The organism is Streptomyces sp. NPDC056948 (assembly GCF_042674225.1).
Taxonomy (GTDB): domain Bacteria; phylum Actinomycetota; class Actinomycetes; order Streptomycetales; family Streptomycetaceae; genus Streptomyces; species Streptomyces purpurascens.
Genome location: NZ_JBHUQX010000164.1, coordinates 1 through 19,010, shown reverse-complemented (window position 1 = coordinate 19,010; position 19,010 = coordinate 1). Strand labels below are relative to the sequence as shown.

General features: G+C 70.2%; 17 protein-coding genes. 7 read left to right on the top strand and 10 right to left on the bottom strand.

The window, feature by feature from the left end:
• Positions 1 to 36: 36 nt before the first annotated feature.
• The 4 genes from ACFTZL_RS21820 to ACFTZL_RS21805 all read right to left on the bottom strand — a co-directional run bounded on the left by ACFTZL_RS21820 (position 37) and on the right by ACFTZL_RS21805 (position 6,431).
• The gene (locus tag ACFTZL_RS21820) at positions 37 to 2,166 is read right to left on the bottom strand and encodes a SpoIIE family protein phosphatase (RefSeq protein ID WP_382585219.1); all 2,130 of its coding nucleotides are present in this window, start codon (positions 2,164 to 2,166) and stop codon (positions 37 to 39) included.
• A gap of 337 nt (positions 2,167 to 2,503) precedes the next feature.
• Positions 2,504 to 3,196: a DUF402 domain-containing protein gene (locus ACFTZL_RS21815; protein ID WP_382585216.1), complete on the bottom strand. Its 693-nt coding sequence runs from the start codon at positions 3,194 to 3,196 to the stop codon at positions 2,504 to 2,506.
• 83 nt (positions 3,197 to 3,279) lie between these two features.
• Positions 3,280 to 4,683, bottom strand: coding sequence for a class II fumarate hydratase (locus tag ACFTZL_RS21810; protein ID WP_382585214.1), 1,404 nt, complete (start codon positions 4,681 to 4,683; stop codon positions 3,280 to 3,282).
• A gap of 77 nt (positions 4,684 to 4,760) precedes the next feature.
• Positions 4,761 to 6,431: a fumarate hydratase gene (locus ACFTZL_RS21805; protein ID WP_382585211.1), complete on the bottom strand. Its 1,671-nt coding sequence runs from the start codon at positions 6,429 to 6,431 to the stop codon at positions 4,761 to 4,763.
• 186 nt (positions 6,432 to 6,617) lie between these two features.
• Here ACFTZL_RS21805 and ACFTZL_RS21800 point away from each other — a divergent pair, with 186 nt between their 5' ends.
• Both ACFTZL_RS21800 and ACFTZL_RS21795 read left to right on the top strand, forming a co-directional pair.
• Positions 6,618 to 7,292 carry a DUF1707 domain-containing protein gene (locus ACFTZL_RS21800; RefSeq protein ID WP_382585208.1) on the top strand — a complete coding sequence of 225 codons (675 nt, stop codon included), beginning with the start codon at positions 6,618 to 6,620 and terminating at the stop codon, positions 7,290 to 7,292.
• Between the two features lie 174 nt (positions 7,293 to 7,466).
• On the top strand, positions 7,467 to 7,844 hold the full coding sequence (locus ACFTZL_RS21795; protein ID WP_382585205.1) for a WhiB family transcriptional regulator: 378 nt from the start codon (positions 7,467 to 7,469) through the stop codon (positions 7,842 to 7,844).
• A gap of 82 nt (positions 7,845 to 7,926) precedes the next feature.
• Here ACFTZL_RS21795 and glpX read toward each other — a convergent pair whose 3' ends face one another.
• The gene (gene glpX / locus ACFTZL_RS21790) at positions 7,927 to 8,961 is read right to left on the bottom strand and encodes a class II fructose-bisphosphatase (protein WP_184590906.1); all 1,035 of its coding nucleotides are present in this window, start codon (positions 8,959 to 8,961) and stop codon (positions 7,927 to 7,929) included.
• A gap of 127 nt (positions 8,962 to 9,088) precedes the next feature.
• Between glpX and ACFTZL_RS21785 the strand changes: the two genes are divergently transcribed.
• A complete protein-coding gene (locus ACFTZL_RS21785) occupies positions 9,089 to 9,613 on the top strand; it encodes a DUF4245 domain-containing protein (RefSeq protein ID WP_382585202.1) in 525 nt (174 codons plus the stop codon).
• Between the two features lie 71 nt (positions 9,614 to 9,684).
• On the opposite strand, the gene ACFTZL_RS21780 is transcribed toward ACFTZL_RS21785, so the two are convergent.
• The 4 genes from ACFTZL_RS21780 to ACFTZL_RS21765 all read right to left on the bottom strand — a co-directional run bounded on the left by ACFTZL_RS21780 (position 9,685) and on the right by ACFTZL_RS21765 (position 13,267).
• Positions 9,685 to 10,275, bottom strand: coding sequence for a malonic semialdehyde reductase (locus ACFTZL_RS21780; RefSeq protein ID WP_382585199.1), 591 nt, complete (start codon positions 10,273 to 10,275; stop codon positions 9,685 to 9,687).
• Positions 10,276 to 10,399: 124 nt separating this feature from the next.
• On the bottom strand, positions 10,400 to 10,645 hold the full coding sequence (locus ACFTZL_RS21775; protein ID WP_382585196.1) for an exodeoxyribonuclease VII small subunit: 246 nt from the start codon (positions 10,643 to 10,645) through the stop codon (positions 10,400 to 10,402).
• A 9-nt stretch (positions 10,646 to 10,654) separates the two neighbouring features.
• Positions 10,655 to 11,863: an exodeoxyribonuclease VII large subunit gene (gene xseA, locus ACFTZL_RS21770; protein ID WP_382585193.1), complete on the bottom strand. Its 1,209-nt coding sequence runs from the start codon at positions 11,861 to 11,863 to the stop codon at positions 10,655 to 10,657.
• 36 nt (positions 11,864 to 11,899) lie between these two features.
• Entirely contained in the window at positions 11,900 to 13,267 is a 1,368-nt protein-coding gene (locus ACFTZL_RS21765) for an APC family permease (RefSeq protein ID WP_382585190.1), read from the bottom strand.
• A 110-nt stretch (positions 13,268 to 13,377) separates the two neighbouring features.
• Here ACFTZL_RS21765 and ACFTZL_RS21760 point away from each other — a divergent pair, with 110 nt between their 5' ends.
• Positions 13,378 to 14,433: a 4-hydroxy-3-methylbut-2-enyl diphosphate reductase gene (locus ACFTZL_RS21760; RefSeq protein WP_382585187.1), complete on the top strand. Its 1,056-nt coding sequence runs from the start codon at positions 13,378 to 13,380 to the stop codon at positions 14,431 to 14,433.
• 69 nt (positions 14,434 to 14,502) lie between these two features.
• Positions 14,503 to 15,249, top strand: coding sequence for a polyphosphate--glucose phosphotransferase (gene ppgK / locus ACFTZL_RS21755; protein ID WP_382585184.1), 747 nt, complete (start codon positions 14,503 to 14,505; stop codon positions 15,247 to 15,249).
• Positions 15,250 to 15,295: 46 nt separating this feature from the next.
• Here the strand turns inward: ppgK and ACFTZL_RS21750 are convergent, their stop codons facing one another.
• Positions 15,296 to 15,901 (bottom strand): DUF6542 domain-containing protein, encoded by a 606-nt coding sequence (locus ACFTZL_RS21750; RefSeq protein ID WP_382585181.1) that lies wholly within the window; start codon positions 15,899 to 15,901, stop codon positions 15,296 to 15,298.
• 170 nt (positions 15,902 to 16,071) lie between these two features.
• Between ACFTZL_RS21750 and ychF the strand changes: the two genes are divergently transcribed.
• Together ychF and ACFTZL_RS21740 are read left to right on the top strand one after the other, a co-directional pair.
• A complete protein-coding gene (ychF, locus tag ACFTZL_RS21745) occupies positions 16,072 to 17,160 on the top strand; it encodes a redox-regulated ATPase YchF (RefSeq protein ID WP_382585179.1) in 1,089 nt (362 codons plus the stop codon).
• 389 nt (positions 17,161 to 17,549) lie between these two features.
• Positions 17,550 to 19,010, top strand: a 1,461-nt coding sequence (locus ACFTZL_RS21740; protein ID WP_382585221.1) for an NERD domain-containing protein, incomplete at its 3' end; no start/stop codon positions are given.

Sequence of the window (19,010 nt, the reverse complement as noted above, 5' to 3'; positions counted from 1 at the left end):
GCATGATGCCGGGCGCCCTTCGCCGTGTTCCGTGCGTCAGCCGCGGTTGAGCTCGAACCAGACGACCTTGCCCGTGCTGAGCCGGGTCGCGCCCCAGCGCCGGGCCAGCCGGTTCACCAGGTACAGACCGCGTCCGCCCTCGTCGGTGGCGCGGGCCTGCCGCAGGCGCGGCAACTGCGGGACGTCGTCCCCCACTTCGCAGCGCAGGACATCCGTCCGCAGCAGGCGCACGGTGACCGGCCGGGTCGCGTACCGCACGGCGTTGGTGACGACCTCGCTGACCAGCAGCTCGACGGAGTCGCTGAGTTCCTCGAGGCCCCAGCGCTGCAGCGCGCGCCGGGCCAGCCGGCGGGCCCGGCCGGGGGCGGCGTCCTCCGGCTCCAGGAACCAGTACGCCACGTCGCTGGGCGCGATCCCGTCGAAGCGGGCGGCGAGCAGCGCGATGTCGTCGTCCCGGTCGCCCGGGCCGAGCATGTCGAGCACCTCGTCGCAGAGCGCCTCAAGCGGCGGCGGATGGTCCGGCCCGGTGAGCTGCGCGGTCGCCGCGAGCTTCTCGCGAAGCTGCTCGATGCCGGTCCATACGTCCCTGAGGCGCGACTCCACCAGGCCGTCGGTGTACAGCAGCAGGGTCGCGCCGGCGGGCGCGTCCAGCTCCACCGCCTCGAAGTCGACGCCGCCGACCCCGATGGGGGCACCGGCCGGCACGCGCAGCACCTCGGCGCGGCCGCCCAGGTGGAGCAGGACGGGCGGCGGGTGGCCGGCGTTGGCGATGGTGATGCGGTGCGATACCGGGTCGTAGACGGCGTACAGGCAGGTCGCCATGCGGTCCACGCCGAGGCGCTGGGCCTGTTCGTCGAGGTGGTGCAGCACCTCCTGCGGCGGCAGGTCGAGGCCTGCGAGGGTCTGGGCGGTGGTGCGCAGCTGGCCCATGATCGCGGCCGAGGTCATGGAGTGGCCCATGACGTCACCGACGACCAGGGCGACCCGGCTGCCGGGCAGCGGGATCGCGTCGTACCAGTCGCCGCCGACGCGTGCGGTCTCCGCGGCCGGCAGGTAGCGGGAGGCGAGCCGCACACCGGTGGGGCGCGGCAGCGTCTCGGGCAGCATGGTGCGCTGCAGCTCGTCCGCGATGTACGCCTCGCGTCCGTACAGCACGGCCTTGTCGATGCCCAGGGCGCTGTGCGTGGCGAGCTGGGCGGCCACCAGCAGGTCGTCCGGTTCGAAGGCGACGCGTTCGGGGCGGCGCAGGAACAGGGCGGCACCGATGACCCGGCGCCGGCCGCGCAACGGGGCGAGGATCGCCCGCTGTCCGTCCGGTACGGCGAATTCGCCGCCTTCACCGAGCAGTTCGGGCAGCGCGGCGCGGGCCGCGGGAGCGTCGGTGAAAACCGGGCGCACGCCCCGCAGAACCTCGGCGAGCGCGCTGCCGGGCCGCACCTCGCACAGCTCGGCGCCGACCGTGTCCAGCTCGTCGGGTTCGGGCTGCGTGGCCGGCTGGAAGCCGTTCTCGGTGTCGCGCTCCGCCGGTATCCGGTCGGTGCGGCGCAGCCGCAGCACCAGCGGGCCGGTGGGCCGCTCGTCGCCGACGGGCAGCGGGTCGCGCAGATAGACCAGGATCGCGTCGGAGAAGGTGGGCACGGTGGCCCGGCACAGCCCCATCACGATCTCGTCGAGGTCGATGCCGCGGGCGATCCGCCGGGTGGCGGCGCCGACGAACCGGAGCCGGTCGCCGTCCCGCCGCATCGGCGTGGGCCGGCCGGGCGGCAGGCTCTGGCCGCTGCGGCGCTCCTGCCCCTCGGCATTCGGCGCCGGCCGGTCCTGCTCGTCGGCCGGCTGGACCGGAATGCCCTCGGGGGAGGGGCGCGGCCGCGGGGTCTCGCGCTCGGCGGTCTGCTCGGCACCCGGCTGGGAGTGCTCGGAGGCGGGGTCGCTCACGGTGTCCTTGCCCTTGCCGAACGGCGTGGAGGTGCCCGGTTCCGAGGTGCCCGGCGTGGTGTGCGCCGTCGTGACCGGAACGGTGACGTCGCCGCCTGAGCGGCCCTGTACCGGTAAGGCGCCCGAGCCGGGCGTGCGCGCCGGTGTCGAGGTATGCACGAGCGCCCCGCGGGGGTCCGCGGGGTCGATGCCCGTCTGCGGGCGTTCGAAGGAGGTCGGCTGCTCCGTCACGCGTGTCGAATCCGTCCGTCCGGGGCTGCACGCCAGAGGTGCAGGTGGTCCCGCCGAAACTCCGATACCCGGAATACATGCCCCAGGAACGGAATTCCCGCGTGGTCAGAGGTTGTTTCTGTGCCACCGGCGGACCGTCTGCGACCCTCAGGGGCCTGCTGATGGCCCCTGGGGCCCGTGGAGCAGGCCCTGCCGGTGTTGCCCTCGTACCCCTCGCTCACGTCCTGCCGCCCCTCGGTGACGATCGGTCAAGCCCAGCGCGTGCTCCGGTAGTTGCCGCCGCGCGCCCTTGCGGAGGACGATCCTACGTTTCTTGCCCGGGGGCGCATCAAGGGTCTCATGAGGACACATGCGCGGGCGTACGATCCCAGTCCTCCGGCAGTGACGGTACCGCCCAGGACGGATCCGGGCGCCAGTGCTGCCAGCCTTCTGAAAACGGAGGCCCCCACGCGCGGATCACCTCCACCGCGGCCTGCCCCGCCGTTCGTACCTTTTCCGCCTGTTGGTCGTCCATCAGCCCGTCCCGCCGGGCCTGGGCGAACTCGTCCTCGTCCCGCCAGTGCCAACTGCGGTCCGGATGGACGGAAATATCCAGGAAATGGTCCACGGAGTCCACGCCGCCCTCCCAACGGGCCAGCGGCTCCTCCAGGTTCACGTACCAGTTCTTGAACTGCCAGCCCGGATCCCAGAACAGCCACACCGACCAGGGCTCGCCGGGCCGGGCCAGCTTCAGGACACCCGTACCGAACCACCGGTCGCGCTGCACGGTGCGCGGCTTGGTGTAGCGCGACTCCAGCGGCTCCAGGTGCACGGGGGTGCCGTCGGCGAGCACGGGCTTCACACACTCGGTGCCGGGCGCCAGCCACACGGCGAGCAGGTCGACGTCGTCCCGTACGACGGTGACGGGACGCACGATGTGCAGCTGTGCGCCGCCGTTCTCCCGGTACCGCCACAGGATCCGGCTCCCGGGAGCCCAGAAACCTGCCGCACCACCCGTTTCCACGCGTCTCACCGCTCCACCCTCTGCCATGCACAGATATTAGGTGCCATAGGCATACGACGCTGCGGCGCGTGTCATGGTTCACGCGCCGGGCGTACTCGCTCCTGGAATCGTCACGGGTGCGTCATCCGCAGGACATCCAGTGCCTCGTCGAGCTGCTCCATGGTCAGGTCGCCGCGCTCCACGTACCCGCTGTCCAGGACGACCTGACGGATGGTCTTGCGCTCGGCCAGGGCCTTCTTGGCCACCTTCGCGGCCTCCTCGTACCCGATGTACTTGTTGAGCGGGGTGACGACGGAGGGGGAGGACTCGGCGTACTCCCGCGCCCGCTCCCGGTCGGCGGTGACGCCGTCGACGGTCCGGTCGGCGAGCAGCCGCGAGACGTTGGCGAGCAGCCGGATCGACTCCAGGACGTTCTTCGCGATGACCGGCAGCATGACATTGAGCTCGAAGTTGCCGGCGGCACCCGCCGTGGCCACCGTCGCGTCGTTCCCGACGACCTGGGCCGCCACCATCAGCACGGCCTCCGGAATGACCGGATTCACCTTGCCCGGCATGATCGAGGAGCCGGGCTGGAGGTCGGGCAGGGCGATCTCGGCGAGGCCGGTGCGCGGGCCGGAGGACATCCACCGCAGGTCGTTGGCGATCTTCGTCAGCCCGACCGCGATGGTCCGGAGCTGCCCGCTGGTCTCGACGATGCCGTCCCGGGCGCCCTGTGCCTCGAAGTGGTCACGGGCCTCGGTCAGGGGCAGCCCGGTCGAACGGCCGACCTCCTCGATCACGGCGGCGGAGAAACCGGGCGGGGTGTTGATGCCGGTGCCGACGGCCGTGCCGCCGAGGGGCAGTTCGGCGAGCCGGGGAAGGGAGGCCTCGAGGCGCTCGATGCCGTACCGCACCTGGGCGGCGTACCCGCCGAACTCCTGCCCCAGCGTCACGGGGGTGGCGTCCATCAGATGGGTCCGTCCCGACTTCACGACGTCGGCGAACTCCTCGGCCTTGCGCCCGAGAGCGGCCGAGAGGTGCTCCAGGGCCGGGACGAGATCGCGGATGACGGCGGCGGTGGCGGCGATATGGATCGACGAGGGGAAGACGTCGTTCGACGACTGGGAGGCGTTGACGTGGTCGTTGGGATGCACGCTCCTGCCCAGCCGCTCGGTGGCCAGGGTGGCGATGACCTCGTTGGTGTTCATGTTGGACGAGGTCCCGGACCCGGTCTGGAACACATCGACCGGGAAGTGCTCGTCCCACTTCCCCTCGGCCACCTCGGCGGCGGCCCCCTGGATCGCCTCCGCGATCTCCTTGTCCAGGACCCCCAGCTCGGCGTTGACCTTGGCCGCCGCCCCCTTGATCCGGGCCAGCGCCTCGATGTGCGCCCGCTCGATGCGCTGCCCGGAGACGGGGAAGTTCTCCACCGCCCGCTGGGTCTGGGCCCGCCACTTGGCATGGGCGGGGACGCGCACCTCGCCCATGGAGTCGTGCTCGATGCGGTACTCGGTCCTGTCCTGCTCGTCGGTCATCGACGATCACCTCCACGTGGCACAGCGTCCGCGACGCGACCACTGTTCCCCGTGGAGGCGAACCCTCACCCCTGTTCTCAGGCGAGTCCGGGTCCCCGTACCGGAATGGACGTGAACGTCGGGGCCGGGGCCGGGTCCTGGAAGAAGTCGTTGCCCTTGTCGTCGACGACGATGAACGCCGGGAAGTCCTCGACCTCGATCTTCCAGACGGCCTCCATGCCGAGCTCCTCGTACTCGACGACCTCGACCTTCTTGATGCAGTCCTGGGCGAGGCGGGCGGCCGGGCCGCCGATGGAGCCGAGGTAGAAGCCGCCGTGGCTGTCGCAGGCGTCCGTGACCTGCTTGCTGCGGTTGCCCTTCGCCAGCATCACCTTGGAGCCGCCCGCCGCCTGGAACTGCTCCACGTAGGAGTCCATACGGCCGGCCGTCGTCGGGCCGAAGGAGCCGGACGCGTACCCCTGCGGTGTCTTCGCCGGACCCGCGTAGTACACCGGGTGGTCCTTCAGGTACTGCGGCATCTCCTCGCCCGCGTCCAGCCGCTCCTTGATCTTGGCGTGCGCGATGTCGCGGGCCACGACCAGCGGCCCGGTGAGCGACAGCCGCGTCTTCACCGGGTACTTCGTGAGCTCGGCCAGGATCTCGTCCATCGGCTGGTTCAGGTCGATCTTGACGACGTCACCGTCCGACTCGAGCTGCTCGTCCGTCGTCTCCGGCAGGAACCGCGCCGGGTCCTTCTCGAGCTGCTCCAGGAAGACACCCTCGGCCGTGATCTTCGCGACGGCCTGGCGGTCGGCGGAGCAGGACACCGCGATGGCGACCGGGCAGGACGCCCCGTGCCGCGGCAGCCGCACCACGCGCACGTCGTGGCAGAAGTACTTGCCGCCGAACTGCGCCCCGATCCCGATCTTCTGCGTCAGCTCGAAGACCTTCTGCTCCAGGGCCTCGTCCCGGAAGCCGTGCCCGAGCTCCGACCCCTCCGCCGGGATCTCGTCCAGGTAGTGCGCGGAGGCGTACTTCGCCGTCTTCAGCGCGTACTCGGCGGACGTACCGCCGACCACGATCGCCAGGTGGTACGGCGGGCAGGCGGCCGTACCCAGCGAACGGATCTTCTCCTCCAGGAACTTCATCATGGAGGCCTCGTTCAGAACGGCCTTCGTCTCCTGGTACAGGAACGACTTGTTGGCCGAGCCGCCGCCCTTGGCCATGAAGAGGAACTTGTAGGCGCCGCCGTCGGTCGCGTACAGCTCGATCTGCGCCGGGAGGTTGGAGCCCGTGTTCTTCTCGTCCCACATGGTCAGCGGGGCCATCTGCGAGTACCGCAGGTTCAGGTTCTGGTACGCGTCGTAGATGCCGCGCGAGAGGGCCGCCTCGTCGCCGCCCTCCGTGAGCACGTTCTGCCCGCGCTTGCCCATGACGATCGCCGTGCCGGTGTCCTGGCACATGGGGAGGACGCCCGCGGCCGCGATGTTCGCGTTCTTCAGCAGGTCCAGCGCCACGAACTTGTCGTTGCCTGACGCCTCGGGGTCGTCGATGATGCGGCGCAGCTGCGTGAGGTGGGCCGGGCGCAGGTAGTGCTGGATGTCGTGGATGGCCTCCTCGGCGAGCTTGCGCAGCGCCTCCGGCTCCACCTTGAGGAAGGTCCGCCCGTCCGGCCCCTCGACCGTGGAGACACCCTCGGAGGTCACCAGCCGGTACGGCGTGGTGTCCTCCCCTTGGGGGAGCAGATCGGTGTACGCGAACTCAGGCATCTCGCCCATTCCTCACTCGACAGACGCGACCCGCCTCCTTTGGCGAGCGTCCACCAGCGTAGAACCTGCCGCTGACGGCGAGCTTGTGAGGTAAGGCTCAGTTCGTCACGGTCGGCACGGTCAGGGGGTCGCAAAGGACGCGAGCGAGGGGTGTCGCGATCTATCGTGTTTCGGTACGCTGCTGTCGTGGACCTTCAGAAGCAGACCGCGCCCGCCGGCTCCGAGTTCCGCGCCTCCGACGCCGAGCGCGACCGCATCGCCGACATCCTGCACGACGCCCTCGCCGAGGGCCGTCTCACCGCGGACGAGCACGCCGAGCGGGTCGACGGGGTGCTGCGCGCGAAGACGGTCGGCGAGCTGGAGGTCTTCATACGGGACCTGCCCGCCGCCCACCGCCAGGGCCCGTCCCCCGCCCCGTACCGCCCGACCGCCGGTGCCATTCCCATGGACCCGGACGACAACGTGGTCGCGATCTTCGGCGGTGCCGTCCGCAAGGGCCGCCGGCGCGCGGGCCGCCGTATCCACGCGTACGCGATCTTCGGCAGCGTCGAGATCGACCTCACCGAGGCCCTCTTCGACCATCAGCAGGTCGTGATCAAGTCGTTCGCGGTCTTCGGCAGCGTCGACATCCGCGTCCCGGAGAACGTGTCGCTGCGCGGCATGGGCGGTGGTGTGCTCGGCAGCTTCGAGGTGGACACCCTCGACTCGGGCGAACCGGAGGCCCCGGTCGTCTACGTGGACGGCTGGGCCGTCCTGGGCAGCGTCGAGGCGCGGCCCAAGCGCGGCAAGTTCGTCGCGGACATCCTGGACCGGGTGCAGCGCAAGGTCGACAAGAGTTTGCGCAAGCATCTGGATCATTGACAGTCGCGAATCCGCCCCGGGTTCGGAGCAAAACGGTGCACCGGTGACGCGGCCCCACGGAGCCCGCGAACGGGGCGAATCCAGCGGTTCGGAACTCAGTGCATAGGCGCGCGTACAGCGGGTAGGCCTTGCTGCATCGTCTCTCGCTCGCGAAGCCGTCGTCAGGAGTAGACCGTGCTGCAACCGCCGCATTCGTCCCTGCAGGTAGCTGCCGTTCCGGCCCCGCGGGTGCCAGCGCGAGACAGGGATCAAGACGCCCCGTGGCACACCGAGGCGGTGTGCCGGCGGGACGAAGCAGGCCTGTTCTTCGCTCCCTCCAAAGAACCCACCGCGGCCCGGCTCTCCCGCGAGGAGGCGGCGAAACGGGTCTGCGCCCGCTGTCCGGTGATGGTCGAATGCCGCGAACACGCCCTGCTCCAGCCCGAACCGTACGGCGTCTGGGGCGGCCTCACCGCGGCGGAGCGCCGCGTGGTTCTGGCCCGGCGCCGCCGTCGCGACCTGGAGCTTCAGAAGGCGGCCCGCTCGTCGGACCGCATAGCCGCGGCAGGCTGAGCGACAGAGGAAGAGGGCGCCCCCACCGCACCGGGGGCGCCCTCTCTGTCAGCTCTTTCAGCGGATCCTTCGGGGTGTGGGGCTACTTCCCCTTGTCGAAGTCGATCGCGCTGTACGCCCGCAGCTTGCTCAGCCGGTGTTCAGAATCGATCCTGCGGACCGTGCCCGACCGCGACCGCATCACGATCGAGTCGGTCGTGGCGGTCTCCGCACGGTAGCGAACCCCCCGCAGCAGCTCCCCGTCCGTGATCCCGGTCGCCACGAAGAACACGTTCTCGCCGGTGACCAGGTCCTCCGTGGTCAGCACCCGGTCCAGATCGTGCCCGGCGTCGAGCGCCCGCTGCCGCTCCTCGTCGTCCTTGGGCCACAGCTTGCCCTGGATCGTGCCGCCCAGGCACTTCACGGCGCAGGCCGAGATGATGCCCTCCGGCGTACCGCCGATGCCGAGCAGCAGGTCGACGCCCGTGCCCTCGCGCAGCGCCAGGATCGAGCCGGCCACGTCACCGTCGGAGATCAGCCTGATCCGCGCACCGGCCTCACGGATCTCCTTGATGATGCCCTCGTGCCGCGGCCGGTCCAGGATCACCACCGTGACGTCCTCGGGCGTGGACCGCTTGGCCTTGGCGACCCGGCGGATGTTCACCGACACCGGCGCGTTGATGTCGACGAAGTCGGCCGCCTCGGGGCCGGTGACGAGCTTGTCCATGTAGAAGACCGCCGACGGGTCGAACATGGAACCGCGCTCGGCCGCGGCCAGCACCGCGATCGCGTTCGTCATGCCCTTCGCGGTCAGCGTGGTGCCGTCGATCGGGTCCACGGCGATGTCGCACTCGGGCCCGGTCCCGTCCCCGACGCGCTCCCCGTTGAACAGCATGGGGGCCTCGTCCTTCTCGCCCTCCCCGATGACGACGACGCCGTTCATCGAGACGGTGGAGACGAGGGTCCGCATGGCGCGCACCGCGGCGCCGTCGGCGCCGTTCTTGTCACCGCGTCCCACCCAACGGCCCGCGGCCATCGCCGCTGCCTCGGTCACCCGGACCAGTTCCAGGGCGAGGTTGCGGTCGGGGGCCTCGGAGGGCACATCCAGTTCGGACGGCAAGTGATGATGCTCGGTCATCGGAGCGCACCTTTCTGTACGACGACGGCCGGATGAGGGCTTTGTCGCCTGACTCTATCTCCGAGGCCGCAAAATGAGCAGGGGCCCCCACGGATGAGCGCTCCGGAGACCTGCGACGATAGGGGGCGTGGCAGGCACGAACGGCAAGCAGAAGACGGCACGGGACATGATCCTCTCCATGGGTGTCATCGTCCTCGTGGCGGGCTTTGTGTATCTCTTCATCCCGCATGACGACAGTCCGCGCGACGCCAAGGCGGTCGACTACCGGGTCGAACTGCTCACGGCACGCCGCGCCGCTCCGTACCCCGTGGCCGCGCCCGAGGGCCTGACCGACTCATGGAAGGCCACCTCCGTCCGCTACCAGGGCGACGAGTTCGACGCCTGGCACCTCGGCTTCCACGATCCCGAGGGGGAGTACGTGGCGGTCGAGCAGTCCACTCAGCGTCGCCCCGTCTTCCTCGACGAGGCGACCCAGGGCGCGCAGGAGACCGGGAAGACCGAGAAGATCGCCGGCCGGACGTGGACCCGCTACGAGGGCGGCCGCTACGACGCGCTGGTCCTCGAGGGCACCAAGGGCTCGACGACGGTCGTGACGGGCACCGCGTCGTTCGCGCAGTTGTCGAAGATGGCGGAGTCGCTGCGGACCAAGTGAGCCGCGTACGCGCGTAGGCACGGCGAAGGCCCCCGGCGGAGTGCCGGGGGCCTTGTCCGTGTCGGGAGGGCTCAGACCGTGGTGACGACCTGGTCGAACTCCAGGCGCGGGGAGCGCGGGTGCCAGGCGTCCGGGCCCGGACGGCCGATGTTGACGATCATCAGCGGGGTGTGGTCGTCGTCCAGGAACTCCTTGCGCACGCCCTCGAAGTCGAAGCCGGTCATCGGGCCGGCGGCGAGACCGGCGGCGCGGACGCCGACGATGAAGTACGCGGCCTGGAGGGCGGCGTTCAGGCCGGCGGCGTTCTCACGGACCGGGCGCTCGGTGAAGAAGACGTCCTTGATCTGCGGCGCGGCCGGGAACAGGTGCGGCAGCTCCTCGTGGAACTCGTTGTCCGCGGAGAGGATCGCGACCAGCGGGGCGCCCGCCGTCTTGGCCCGGTTGCCCTCGGCCAGGTGCGGCACGAGGCGCTCGCGGGCCTCGGGGGAGCGGACCAGGGTGATGCGCAGCGGGGTCTGGTTGAAGGCCGTCGGACCGTACTTGACCAGGTCGTAGATCGCCTGCACCTGCTCATCGGTCACCGGCTCGTCGGTGAAGGCGTTGGCGGTGCGGGCCTCACGGAACAGCAGGTCCTGGGCGGCGGGGTCAAGAACGAGGGACATGGATGCACTTTCTCGCGACGGTCGGTCCGGAAGATCGGCTGACGTCTCCGACCGTACGCGAGTGAAGTTCAACGTTCAACTAACCTGAGGGTGTCGTGTGTCACCCCGCATCGACCGGCCCGGTCTACTCGGTGTCCTCGTCCTCCGCGGTCTCCTCGGCCAGCGCCGCGTCCAGTCGCGCCCGCGCCCCGTCCAGCCAGCGCCGGCAGACCTTGGCCAGCTCCTCGCCGCGCTCCCAGAGCGCGAGGGACTCCTCCAGCGTCGTACCGCCCGCCTCCAGGCGCCGGACGACCTCGATCAGTTCGTCCCGCGCCTGCTCGTACCCGAGCGCCTCGTTCATGCCCGGCGCCTCATCAACCTCGCTGGTCATCCACCCACCCTATGTGTCCACTCGTACGGAGAACTCACCCTCGGAGACCCGGGCGCGCAGCGCCTCGCCGGCCTCCACCTCGCCGGGATCGCGGACGGCGTGCCCGTCCGCCTTCTGCAGCACGGCGTACCCGCGCTTCAGGGTCGCGGCGGGGGAGAGGGCCACCACGCGCGCGTGCGTGTGCGTCAGCTCCGAGTCCGCCCGGTCGAGCTGGTGCCGCAGACAGCGCCGGCCCCGGTCGAGCAGGTCCGCCACATGGTCGGCGCGCTCGTCGATCATCCGGTGCGGGTCCTCTATCGACGGCCGCGCGAGGGCATGGGCCAGCCCGCGCTCCTCCCGCTCGACCAGCGCCGCCACGCACCGCCGCGCCCGGTCCCGCAGCAGCCGTACGCGCTCGTACTCCTCGCCGACGTCCGGTACGACCTTCTTGGCGGCGTCGGTCGGGGTGGAGGCGCGCAGGTCGGCGACGTGGTCGAGAAGCGGGTTGTCGGGCTCGTGCCCGATCGCGGACACCACGGGCGTACGGCACTGGGAGACCGTCCGGATCAGCTGCTCGTCGGAGAACGGAAGCAGGTCCTCCACACTGCCGCCGCCCCGCGCGACGATGATCACGTCGACGTCCTCGATCGAGTCGAGTTCCTTCACGGCCTGCACGACCTGCGGCACGGCGTGCACGCCCTGTACGGCGACGTTGCGCACCTCGAAGCGGACGGCGGGCCAGCGGTGCCGGGCGTTCTCCAGGACGTCGCGCTCGGCGGCCGAGGCCCGTCCGCAGACCAGCCCCACGAGCTGCGGCAGGAACGGCAGCGGCTTCTTCCGCTCCGGCGCGAACAGCCCCTCCCGCCCGAGGGACTTCTTCAGCTGTTCCAGACGCGCGAGCAGCTCACCGACGCCGACGGGCCTTATCTCGGCGGCCCGCAGCGAAAGCTGCCCACGCGGGGCGTACCACTCCGGTTTGGCGAGGACGACGACCCGGGCGCCCTCGCTCACCACGTCCGCGACGGCGTCGAACACCTGCCGGTAGCAGGTGACGCCGACGGAGATGTCGTGCGACGGGTCGCGCAGCGTCAGGAACACCACACCGGCGCCCGGCCGCCGCGACAACTGTGTGATCTGCCCCTCGACCCACACCGCCCCGAGCCGGTCGATCCAGCCCCCGATGAGCCGCGACACCTCACCGACGGGGAGCGGGGATTCCGCGGACGTGTTCAGAGCCATGCCCGCGAGGGTAGTGGGCACCGCTGACAACACGGCTCAGCCGCTCGGCGACGTGTTCTGCAGGGCCGGCACCACCAGCCCGAGGGCCAGCCACACCGCCCCCACCACCTGCGCGGTCTCCGACGCCTGCACGATCACGGCGATGCTGATCGCCGCTCCCGTCACCGGCACCAGCACATGCCGCCACCAGCTCACGGCTCCGCCCCGGCGCCGTACCGCGAACCAGCCCACCACGCTCGCGTGCAGCAGCGTGAACGCGGTCAGTGCGCCGACAGCGACCACCGACACCAGGTGGTCCATGCCGTCTTCCCGCCGTGCCGCCCACACCGCCGCCACCAGCGTGACGACGGCCGCGCACAGCAGGGCCACCCGGGGCACCCCGGCGTCCGTCCGCGACAGGACGCGGGGCAGCCGCCGGTCGCGCCCCATCGCGAACAGCAGCCGGCCCGCCGCTGCCTGTCCGGCCAGCGCCGCGAACGCGGCACCGAGCGCCTTGCTCACCGCGACCAGGTCGTGCAGCCAGGTGCCGACCGAGGCGTCCACGGCGTCGTAGAACGCCGACCCCTGCCGCCCCGGCTCGGCCGCGAGCCGCGCCGACGACACCGGCTCCAGCAGCGCCACCAGGTATGTCTGCGCCATGAACAGCGCACCCGCCAGCGCCAGGCAGAGCAGCAGCGCCCGTGCGACCTTCGCCGAGCCGCCGGTGACCTCCTCCGCGAAGCCCGCGATCGCGTCGAACCCCAGGTACGACAGCACCGCGACCGACACCGCCCCGAGCACCGCCGACACCGCGAACGCCCCCTGCGTACCGTCCCCCGACAGCGGCGACAGCCACCCCCGCGCGCCGCCGTCCCGTGCCAGGACCACGACCGCGGACACGACGAAGACGGCCAGGACCACGACCTCCAGCGCGAGCACAAGAAAGCCCACCCGGGCGGCGGCCCGTACGCCCCACAGGTTGAGCAGCGTCGTCACGACGACCGCGAGCGCCGTCCACACCCACCGCGACACCTCCGGGACCAGCGCGTTCATCGCGATCCCGGAGAACAGGTACGCCACCGCGGGGATCAGGACGTAGTCCAGCATCGCCATCCAGCCGGCCACGAACCCGGCCCCGTCCCCGAGCCCTACGCGCGCGTAGGCGAACACCGAGCCCGCCTGGGGGACCACCCGCACCATCTGGGCGTAGCTGAAGGCCGTGAACGCCATCGCGACCGTGGCGACGACATAGACCAGCGCGACCGCGCCGTGCGACTTGGCGTCCAGCGTGCCGAACACCCCGACCGGGGCCATCGGCGCGATGAACAGCAGCCCGTAGACGACCAGGTCCCGGAAGCCGAGACTGCGCCGCAGCGCGTGGTCCCCGCCGGTCGCGGGGGCCGCCGCCGTCCCGGTCTCCGGCATCGTGTCCCCTCCGAATCCCCCTCCGCCCCCGTCACTCACCTCGCGCCCTGTCAGTCTTCCCGGGGACTCCGCACCGACGCGATCTTTGACCCGCCGAACGCGGCCTTACGATGGGAGGCATGTCTGCTTCGCCTGGCCGCCGTGTCCTGCTCGCCGCCCCCCGTGGCTACTGCGCGGGTGTGGACCGCGCCGTCATCGCCGTCGAGAAAGCGCTGGAGCAGTACGGGGCTCCGGTCTACGTCCGGCATGAGATCGTCCACAACAAGTACGTCGTGCAGACCCTGGAGAAGAAGGGCGCGATCTTCGTCGAGCAGACGGAGGAAGTGCCCCCGGGGAACATCGTCATGTTCTCCGCACACGGCGTTGCCCCTGTCGTCCACGAGGAGGCCGAGCGCGGCCGCCTCGCCACCATCGACGCCACCTGCCCCCTGGTCACCAAGGTCCACAAGGAAGCCGTCCGGTTCGCCAACGACGACTACGACATCCTCCTGATCGGCCACGAGGGCCACGAGGAGGTCATCGGCACCTCCGGCGAGGCCCCCGAGCACATCCAGCTCGTCGACGGGCCGGGCGATGTCGCGAAGGTCGAGGTCCGCGACCCGTCCAAGGTCGTCTGGCTCTCCCAGACCACGCTGTCCGTCGACGAGACCATGGAGACCGTCGACGCACTGCAGGAGAAGTTCCCGCAGCTCATCTCCCCGCCCAGCGACGACATCTGCTACGCCACGCAGAACCGTCAGCTCGCCGTGAAACAGATGGGCGCCGAGTCGGAGCTGGTGATCGTGGTCGGCTCCCGCAACTCCTCCAACTCCGTGCGGCTCGTGGAGGTCGCCAAGCTCGCCGGCGCGCGCGAAGCTTACCTCGTGGACTTCGCCGACGAGATCGACGAGGCCTGGCTGGAGGGCGTCTCCACGGTCGGCGTCACCTCGGGTGCCTCCGTCCCGGAGGTCCTGGTCGAGCAGGTCCTGGAGTGGCTCACCCAGCGCGGCTTCGAGGACGTCGAGATCGTCAAGGCGGCCGAGGAGTCCATCACGTTCTCCCTGCCGAAGGAGCTGCGCCGCGACCTGCGCGAGGAGGCGGCGACGCTGGCCGCCGAGCGCGGCGGGGCGGGGACCGAGGCCGGGACGGGCACCGGGACCGGGACCGGTGAAAATTCCGGGGAGTGATCGCGAACAGGCCGGGCAGCGACCGCCGTCCGGCCTGTGACTGTCAGTCGTTCGTCGTAACGTAGGGCCATGCAGATCTTCGGTGTGGACATCGGCGGTTCCGGGATCAAGGGCGCCCCGGTGGACCTGGACAAGGGTGACCTGGCGCAGGAGCGCCACAAGGTCCTCACCCCGCACCCGGCCACGCCCGACGGGGTGGCCGACGGCGTCAAGCAGGTCATCGACCACTTCGGCTGGACGGGCCCGATCGGCGTCACCTTCCCGGGCGTGGTCACCGACGGAGCCGTGATCCGTACGGCGGCGAACGTCGACGACAGCTGGATCGACACCGACGCCCGCGCGCTGCTCGGCGAGCGGCTGGGCGGCCTGCCGGTGACGGTGGTGAACGACGCGGACGCGGCGGGAGTCGCCGAGATGCACTTCGGCGCCGGCCGCGGCCGCCACGGCACGGTGATCGTGCTCACTCTCGGCACGGGCATCGGCAGCGCGGTCTTCGTCGACGGCGTCCTCGTCCCCAACACCGAGCTCGGCCATCTGGAGCTGGACGGGCACGACGCGGAGAAGCGGGCCTCCAGCAAGGCCCGGGAGGACCACGAGATGACGTGGGAGCACTGGGCGTCGCACCGTGTGCGCAAGTACCTCGCCCACGTCGAGATGCTGTTCTCGCCGGAGCTGTTCATCATCGGCGGCGGCGTCAGCCGCAAGTCCCACAAGTTCCTGCCCCACATCGAGGGCATCGAGGCGGAGATCGTCCCGGCGCAGCTCCAGAACAACGCGGGGATCGTGGGGGCGGCGATGCGCGCGGCCGGACACTAGGGCCCGGCAGGCGTCACACCACCGGCAGGCCTCACACCGGCAGGCCTCACACCGGCGGACGGGGCCCGGCTGCCGCCGTCCGCCGCCGGTGCACCAGCCGGATCCGCCGGACGATGACGATGAGCCCGGCGACGAGCGTCCCCCCGTACAGCCACCCGGCCTGCGTGGCGAGCGCCGTCACCAGTCCCATCAGCCTGCCGCCGGTCCCCCCGTCGCCGTCGGCCATGGGCAGCAGCCCCACGGCGAAGGCGATCGGCAGGACGACGGGCGCGATCATCAGATCCCCCCGGCGCACCCAGACGGCGGTCAGCACGCACACCGGCACGAACAGCACGCCGTACGCCGTCGGCGACGCCCCGAACAGCACCGCGCACAGCCCGCCGAGCAGGAACATCACCACTCCGCAGAACAACCCGCTGCCCAGCCCGGTCAGCCGTGGATTCGGCAGCCGTCCCGCAGTGGGTGCTGCCGACGCGGACGCGGTCCGCCGTACCGGCCCCGGACGGCGCTGCGCCCCCGGCGCCCGCTCTCCCCGCTCCGCTCGCACCGTCGCCTCACTCTCCGCCCCTCGTTTCGCCTGGGGCGGCAGCGACGATCTCGGCCGGTCGCGTCGCGGTCCGTACCGGGCAGGTCGCGTCCTGTATTGCTCCACTGCACCAACGTAGGTCGTTTAATGTGCCGAATCGCCCTTCAGACACGCCGTGGGCCGAGGCTTGGCCAAGCGTTCGACAGGTCGCCGGGCCGGTTGCGGGCACGCCGTAGACTGGTGGATCGGCCGGTCCCCTGGCCCCCTGGCCCTCTCCACTCACGGGAAGTCGCAACGTGTCGCTCACGATCGGAATCGTCGGTCTGCCGAATGTCGGCAAGTCGACCCTGTTCAACGCCCTGACCAAGAACGACGTGCTGGCGGCCAACTACCCGTTCGCCACCATCGAGCCGAACGTGGGCGTCGTCGGCGTCCCCGACCCGCGGCTCGGCAAGCTGGCCGAGATCTTCAAGTCGGAGAAGGTCCTCCCGGCCACGGTCGACTTCGTCGACATCGCGGGCATCGTGCGCGGCGCGTCCGAGGGTGAGGGCCTGGGCAACAAGTTCCTGGCGAACATCCGCGAGTCGGACGCGATCTGCCAGGTCATCCGCGCCTTCGCGGACGAGAACGTCGTGCACGTGGACGGCAAGGTCTCGCCCAAGGACGACATCGAGACGATCAACACCGAGCTGATCCTGGCGGACCTCCAGACGATCGAGAAGGTCCTCCCGCGCCTCCAGAAGGAGTCGCGCATCAAGAAGGACATCGCCCCGAAGGTCAAGGCCGTCGAGGAGGCCAAGGAGATCCTGGAGAAGGGCGACACCCTCTTCGCCCACGGGATCGTCCAGGGCGGCGAGCGCAACGAGCTCCTGCACGACCTGCACCTGCTCACCACCAAGCCGTTCCTCTACGTCTTCAACGTCGACGAGGACGAACTGGTCGACGAGGACTTCAAGAACGAGCAGCGCGCCCTGGTCGCCCCCGCCGAGGCGATCTTCCTCAACGCCAAGCTGGAGGCGGACCTCGCCGAGCTCGACGAGGACGAGGCCCTCGAACTCCTCCAGTCCGTCGGCCAGGACGAGCCCGGCCTCGCCACCCTCGCCCACGTCGGCTTCAACACCCTCGGCCTCCAGACCTACCTGACGGCCGGCCCCAAGGAATCCCGCGCCTGGACCATCAAGAAGGGCGCCACGGCCCCCGAGGCGGCCGGCGTCATCCACACCGACTTCCAGAAGGGCTTCATCAAGGCGGAGGTCATCTCCTTCGACGCCCTGGTGGAGACGGGCTCGGTGGCGGAGGCCCGCGCGAAGGGCAAGGCGCGCATGGAGGGCAAGGAGTATGTGATGCAGGACGGGGATGTCGTGGAGTTCCGGTTCAACGTTTAGGTGCATTTCCACCACGTCGGCTTTGTTAATTACGCAGGTCAGGAGGGCTCGACTCTTCGGAGTTGAGCCCTTCGCTCGGTCCCGTGCTGGGATGGTGCTGAGAAACCTGACGCTCTGTCACCTCGTTTCGCAACCGTCCCTGGTGTGGCTCCCTTGGAGCGGACCGACTACGCGTATGGGTTCACAGCTACTGCTGGCGCGCGCCGAACTCTGCCCCGTTTCCGGAACCAGTGGCGAGGCTGCCGTTTTACGACGGCTGGTGTCTGTGACTGCGGGCCCTCGCACGATTGGCTGACCGGTGAGTGGCGTTCGATCAAGGCTGCTCTCGTGCCGGATCGGAGAACGCCGCTTCCCTCTGGTGGCGGGCACGGTAGGCTCGACCAGGCGTGATGCGGCCCTGCTGGCGTGGGCGACGCGGGAGGACGGGGACAGTGACCGCAGTGGGAGGAACCCCGGCGTCCGGGGTGCCGAAGCCTGGCCCGGTGAGGCCGCCCCGGCAGTGGTCGCAGGAGAGGGTCTCTCCGTACCCGTGGGAGCAGGAGGCACTGGATCACGTCCGGCAGCTCATGCCGCACGCCGAGCCGTATCGGGCCTGGGCCACTTTCTCATTTACTGCGCAGTCCGGACGCGTCAATGAATGCGATCTGCTGATCGCAGTTCCGGCCGGCCTCTTTCTCGTCGAGATCAAGAGTCACCCCGGTGAACTCCGTAACACCGGTTCCACGTGGAATTTCCGTGGCCAGGACCGCATGCGGACCCTCACCAACCCTCTGCACTTCAACGACTTGAAGTCCAAGGAGCTGAAGAGCCAGCTCCAGTGGGCAGCACGCAAGCTGGGTATCAGCGACCGCGTCGTGCCGCGTATCGAGCCTGCCGTGTTCCTCTCCGCCCCGGATCTGGAAAGCCACCTGGACGAGGTCCAGCAGATCAAGGTCTACGGCCGTGACGACGGCGCGAGCGGTCTGAAGCGTATCTGGCAGGATTTCCTGGGACTGCCACCGGACCGCCCTGAGCGGCGTATCACCCCGGAGTTCTCCCGCCACACCCTCCCACAGCTACTGAAGGCCATTGGCATTCGCCAGTCCGCCGCCCATCTGCGGTTCGGCGAGGCCTGGAAGATGGAGCCCCATCCGCTGGACGCCGGTCCGTCCTGGGAGGACCGGCTCGCGTCTCGCGATGACGGGATGGTCCAGGAGGAGGGCCGGGTCCGTATCTATCTGGTCAGCCAGATGGCGACCGAAGCGGCTCGTAAGGCCACCGAACGTGCCGCTCGCCGTGAGTACCAGGTGCTCCAGGGCATCAACCATCGCGGGATCGTCGACGCAGTCGAATTCCGTGAGCATCAGGGCGGGCCGGCGATTCTCTTCCGCCATCGCCACACGGATCTGCGACTCGACCAGTACCTCGATGTCTATGGTGGGAAGCTGACTCCCGAGACCCGCCTCGACCTGGTCCGACAACTCGCAGAAGCCGTCCGCTACGCACACAACCGTTCCCTGTACCACCGGGCTCTGGCGGCACGCTCGGTGTATGTCTCCTTCAAAGAGGGCGGGTCCCATCCCGAACTGCGGATCACGGACTGGCAGACCGCGGCCCGGGATTTCGACTCCAACGCCACCTTCTTCCGCTCCATCGGTGGTTCCGCCCTCGACGCGGCACTCATCGAGGACGCGGCCCGCGTCTATCTCGCCCCGGAGACGGATCAGCCCTACGCCGACCCCGGGGACCTGGACGTCTTCGGTCTCGGAGCGGTGGCCCATCTGATCCTGACCGGGCTGCCGCCGGCCGCTCAGCGCAGCGCGCGGGGCGACCCACAGCGCCCCGACACCGGCCAGCGGGACATAGCGGGG

Excerpts from the sequence above, each read along its gene's own strand:
- ACFTZL_RS21780 (WP_382585199.1), bottom strand. The coding sequence starts at position 10,275 with ATGTCCCTCGTTCTTGACCCCGCCGCCCAGGACCTGCTGTTCCGTGAG.
- ACFTZL_RS21805 (WP_382585211.1), bottom strand. The coding sequence starts at position 6,431 with ATGCCTGAGTTCGCGTACACCGATCTGCTCCCCCAAGGGGAGGACACC.
- glpX (WP_184590906.1), bottom strand. The coding sequence starts at position 8,961 with ATGACCGAGCATCATCACTTGCCGTCCGAACTGGATGTGCCCTCCGAG.
- ACFTZL_RS21810 (WP_382585214.1), bottom strand. The coding sequence starts at position 4,683 with ATGACCGACGAGCAGGACAGGACCGAGTACCGCATCGAGCACGACTCC.
- ACFTZL_RS21765 (WP_382585190.1), bottom strand. The coding sequence starts at position 13,267 with ATGCCGGAGACCGGGACGGCGGCGGCCCCCGCGACCGGCGGGGACCAC.
- ppgK (WP_382585184.1), top strand. The coding sequence starts at position 14,503 with ATGCAGATCTTCGGTGTGGACATCGGCGGTTCCGGGATCAAGGGCGCC.
- xseA (WP_382585193.1), bottom strand. The coding sequence starts at position 11,863 with ATGGCTCTGAACACGTCCGCGGAATCCCCGCTCCCCGTCGGTGAGGTG.
- ACFTZL_RS21775 (WP_382585196.1), bottom strand. The coding sequence starts at position 10,645 with ATGACCAGCGAGGTTGATGAGGCGCCGGGCATGAACGAGGCGCTCGGG.
- ACFTZL_RS21760 (WP_382585187.1), top strand. The coding sequence starts at position 13,378 with ATGGGAGGCATGTCTGCTTCGCCTGGCCGCCGTGTCCTGCTCGCCGCC.
- ACFTZL_RS21815 (WP_382585216.1), bottom strand. The coding sequence starts at position 3,196 with ATGGCAGAGGGTGGAGCGGTGAGACGCGTGGAAACGGGTGGTGCGGCA.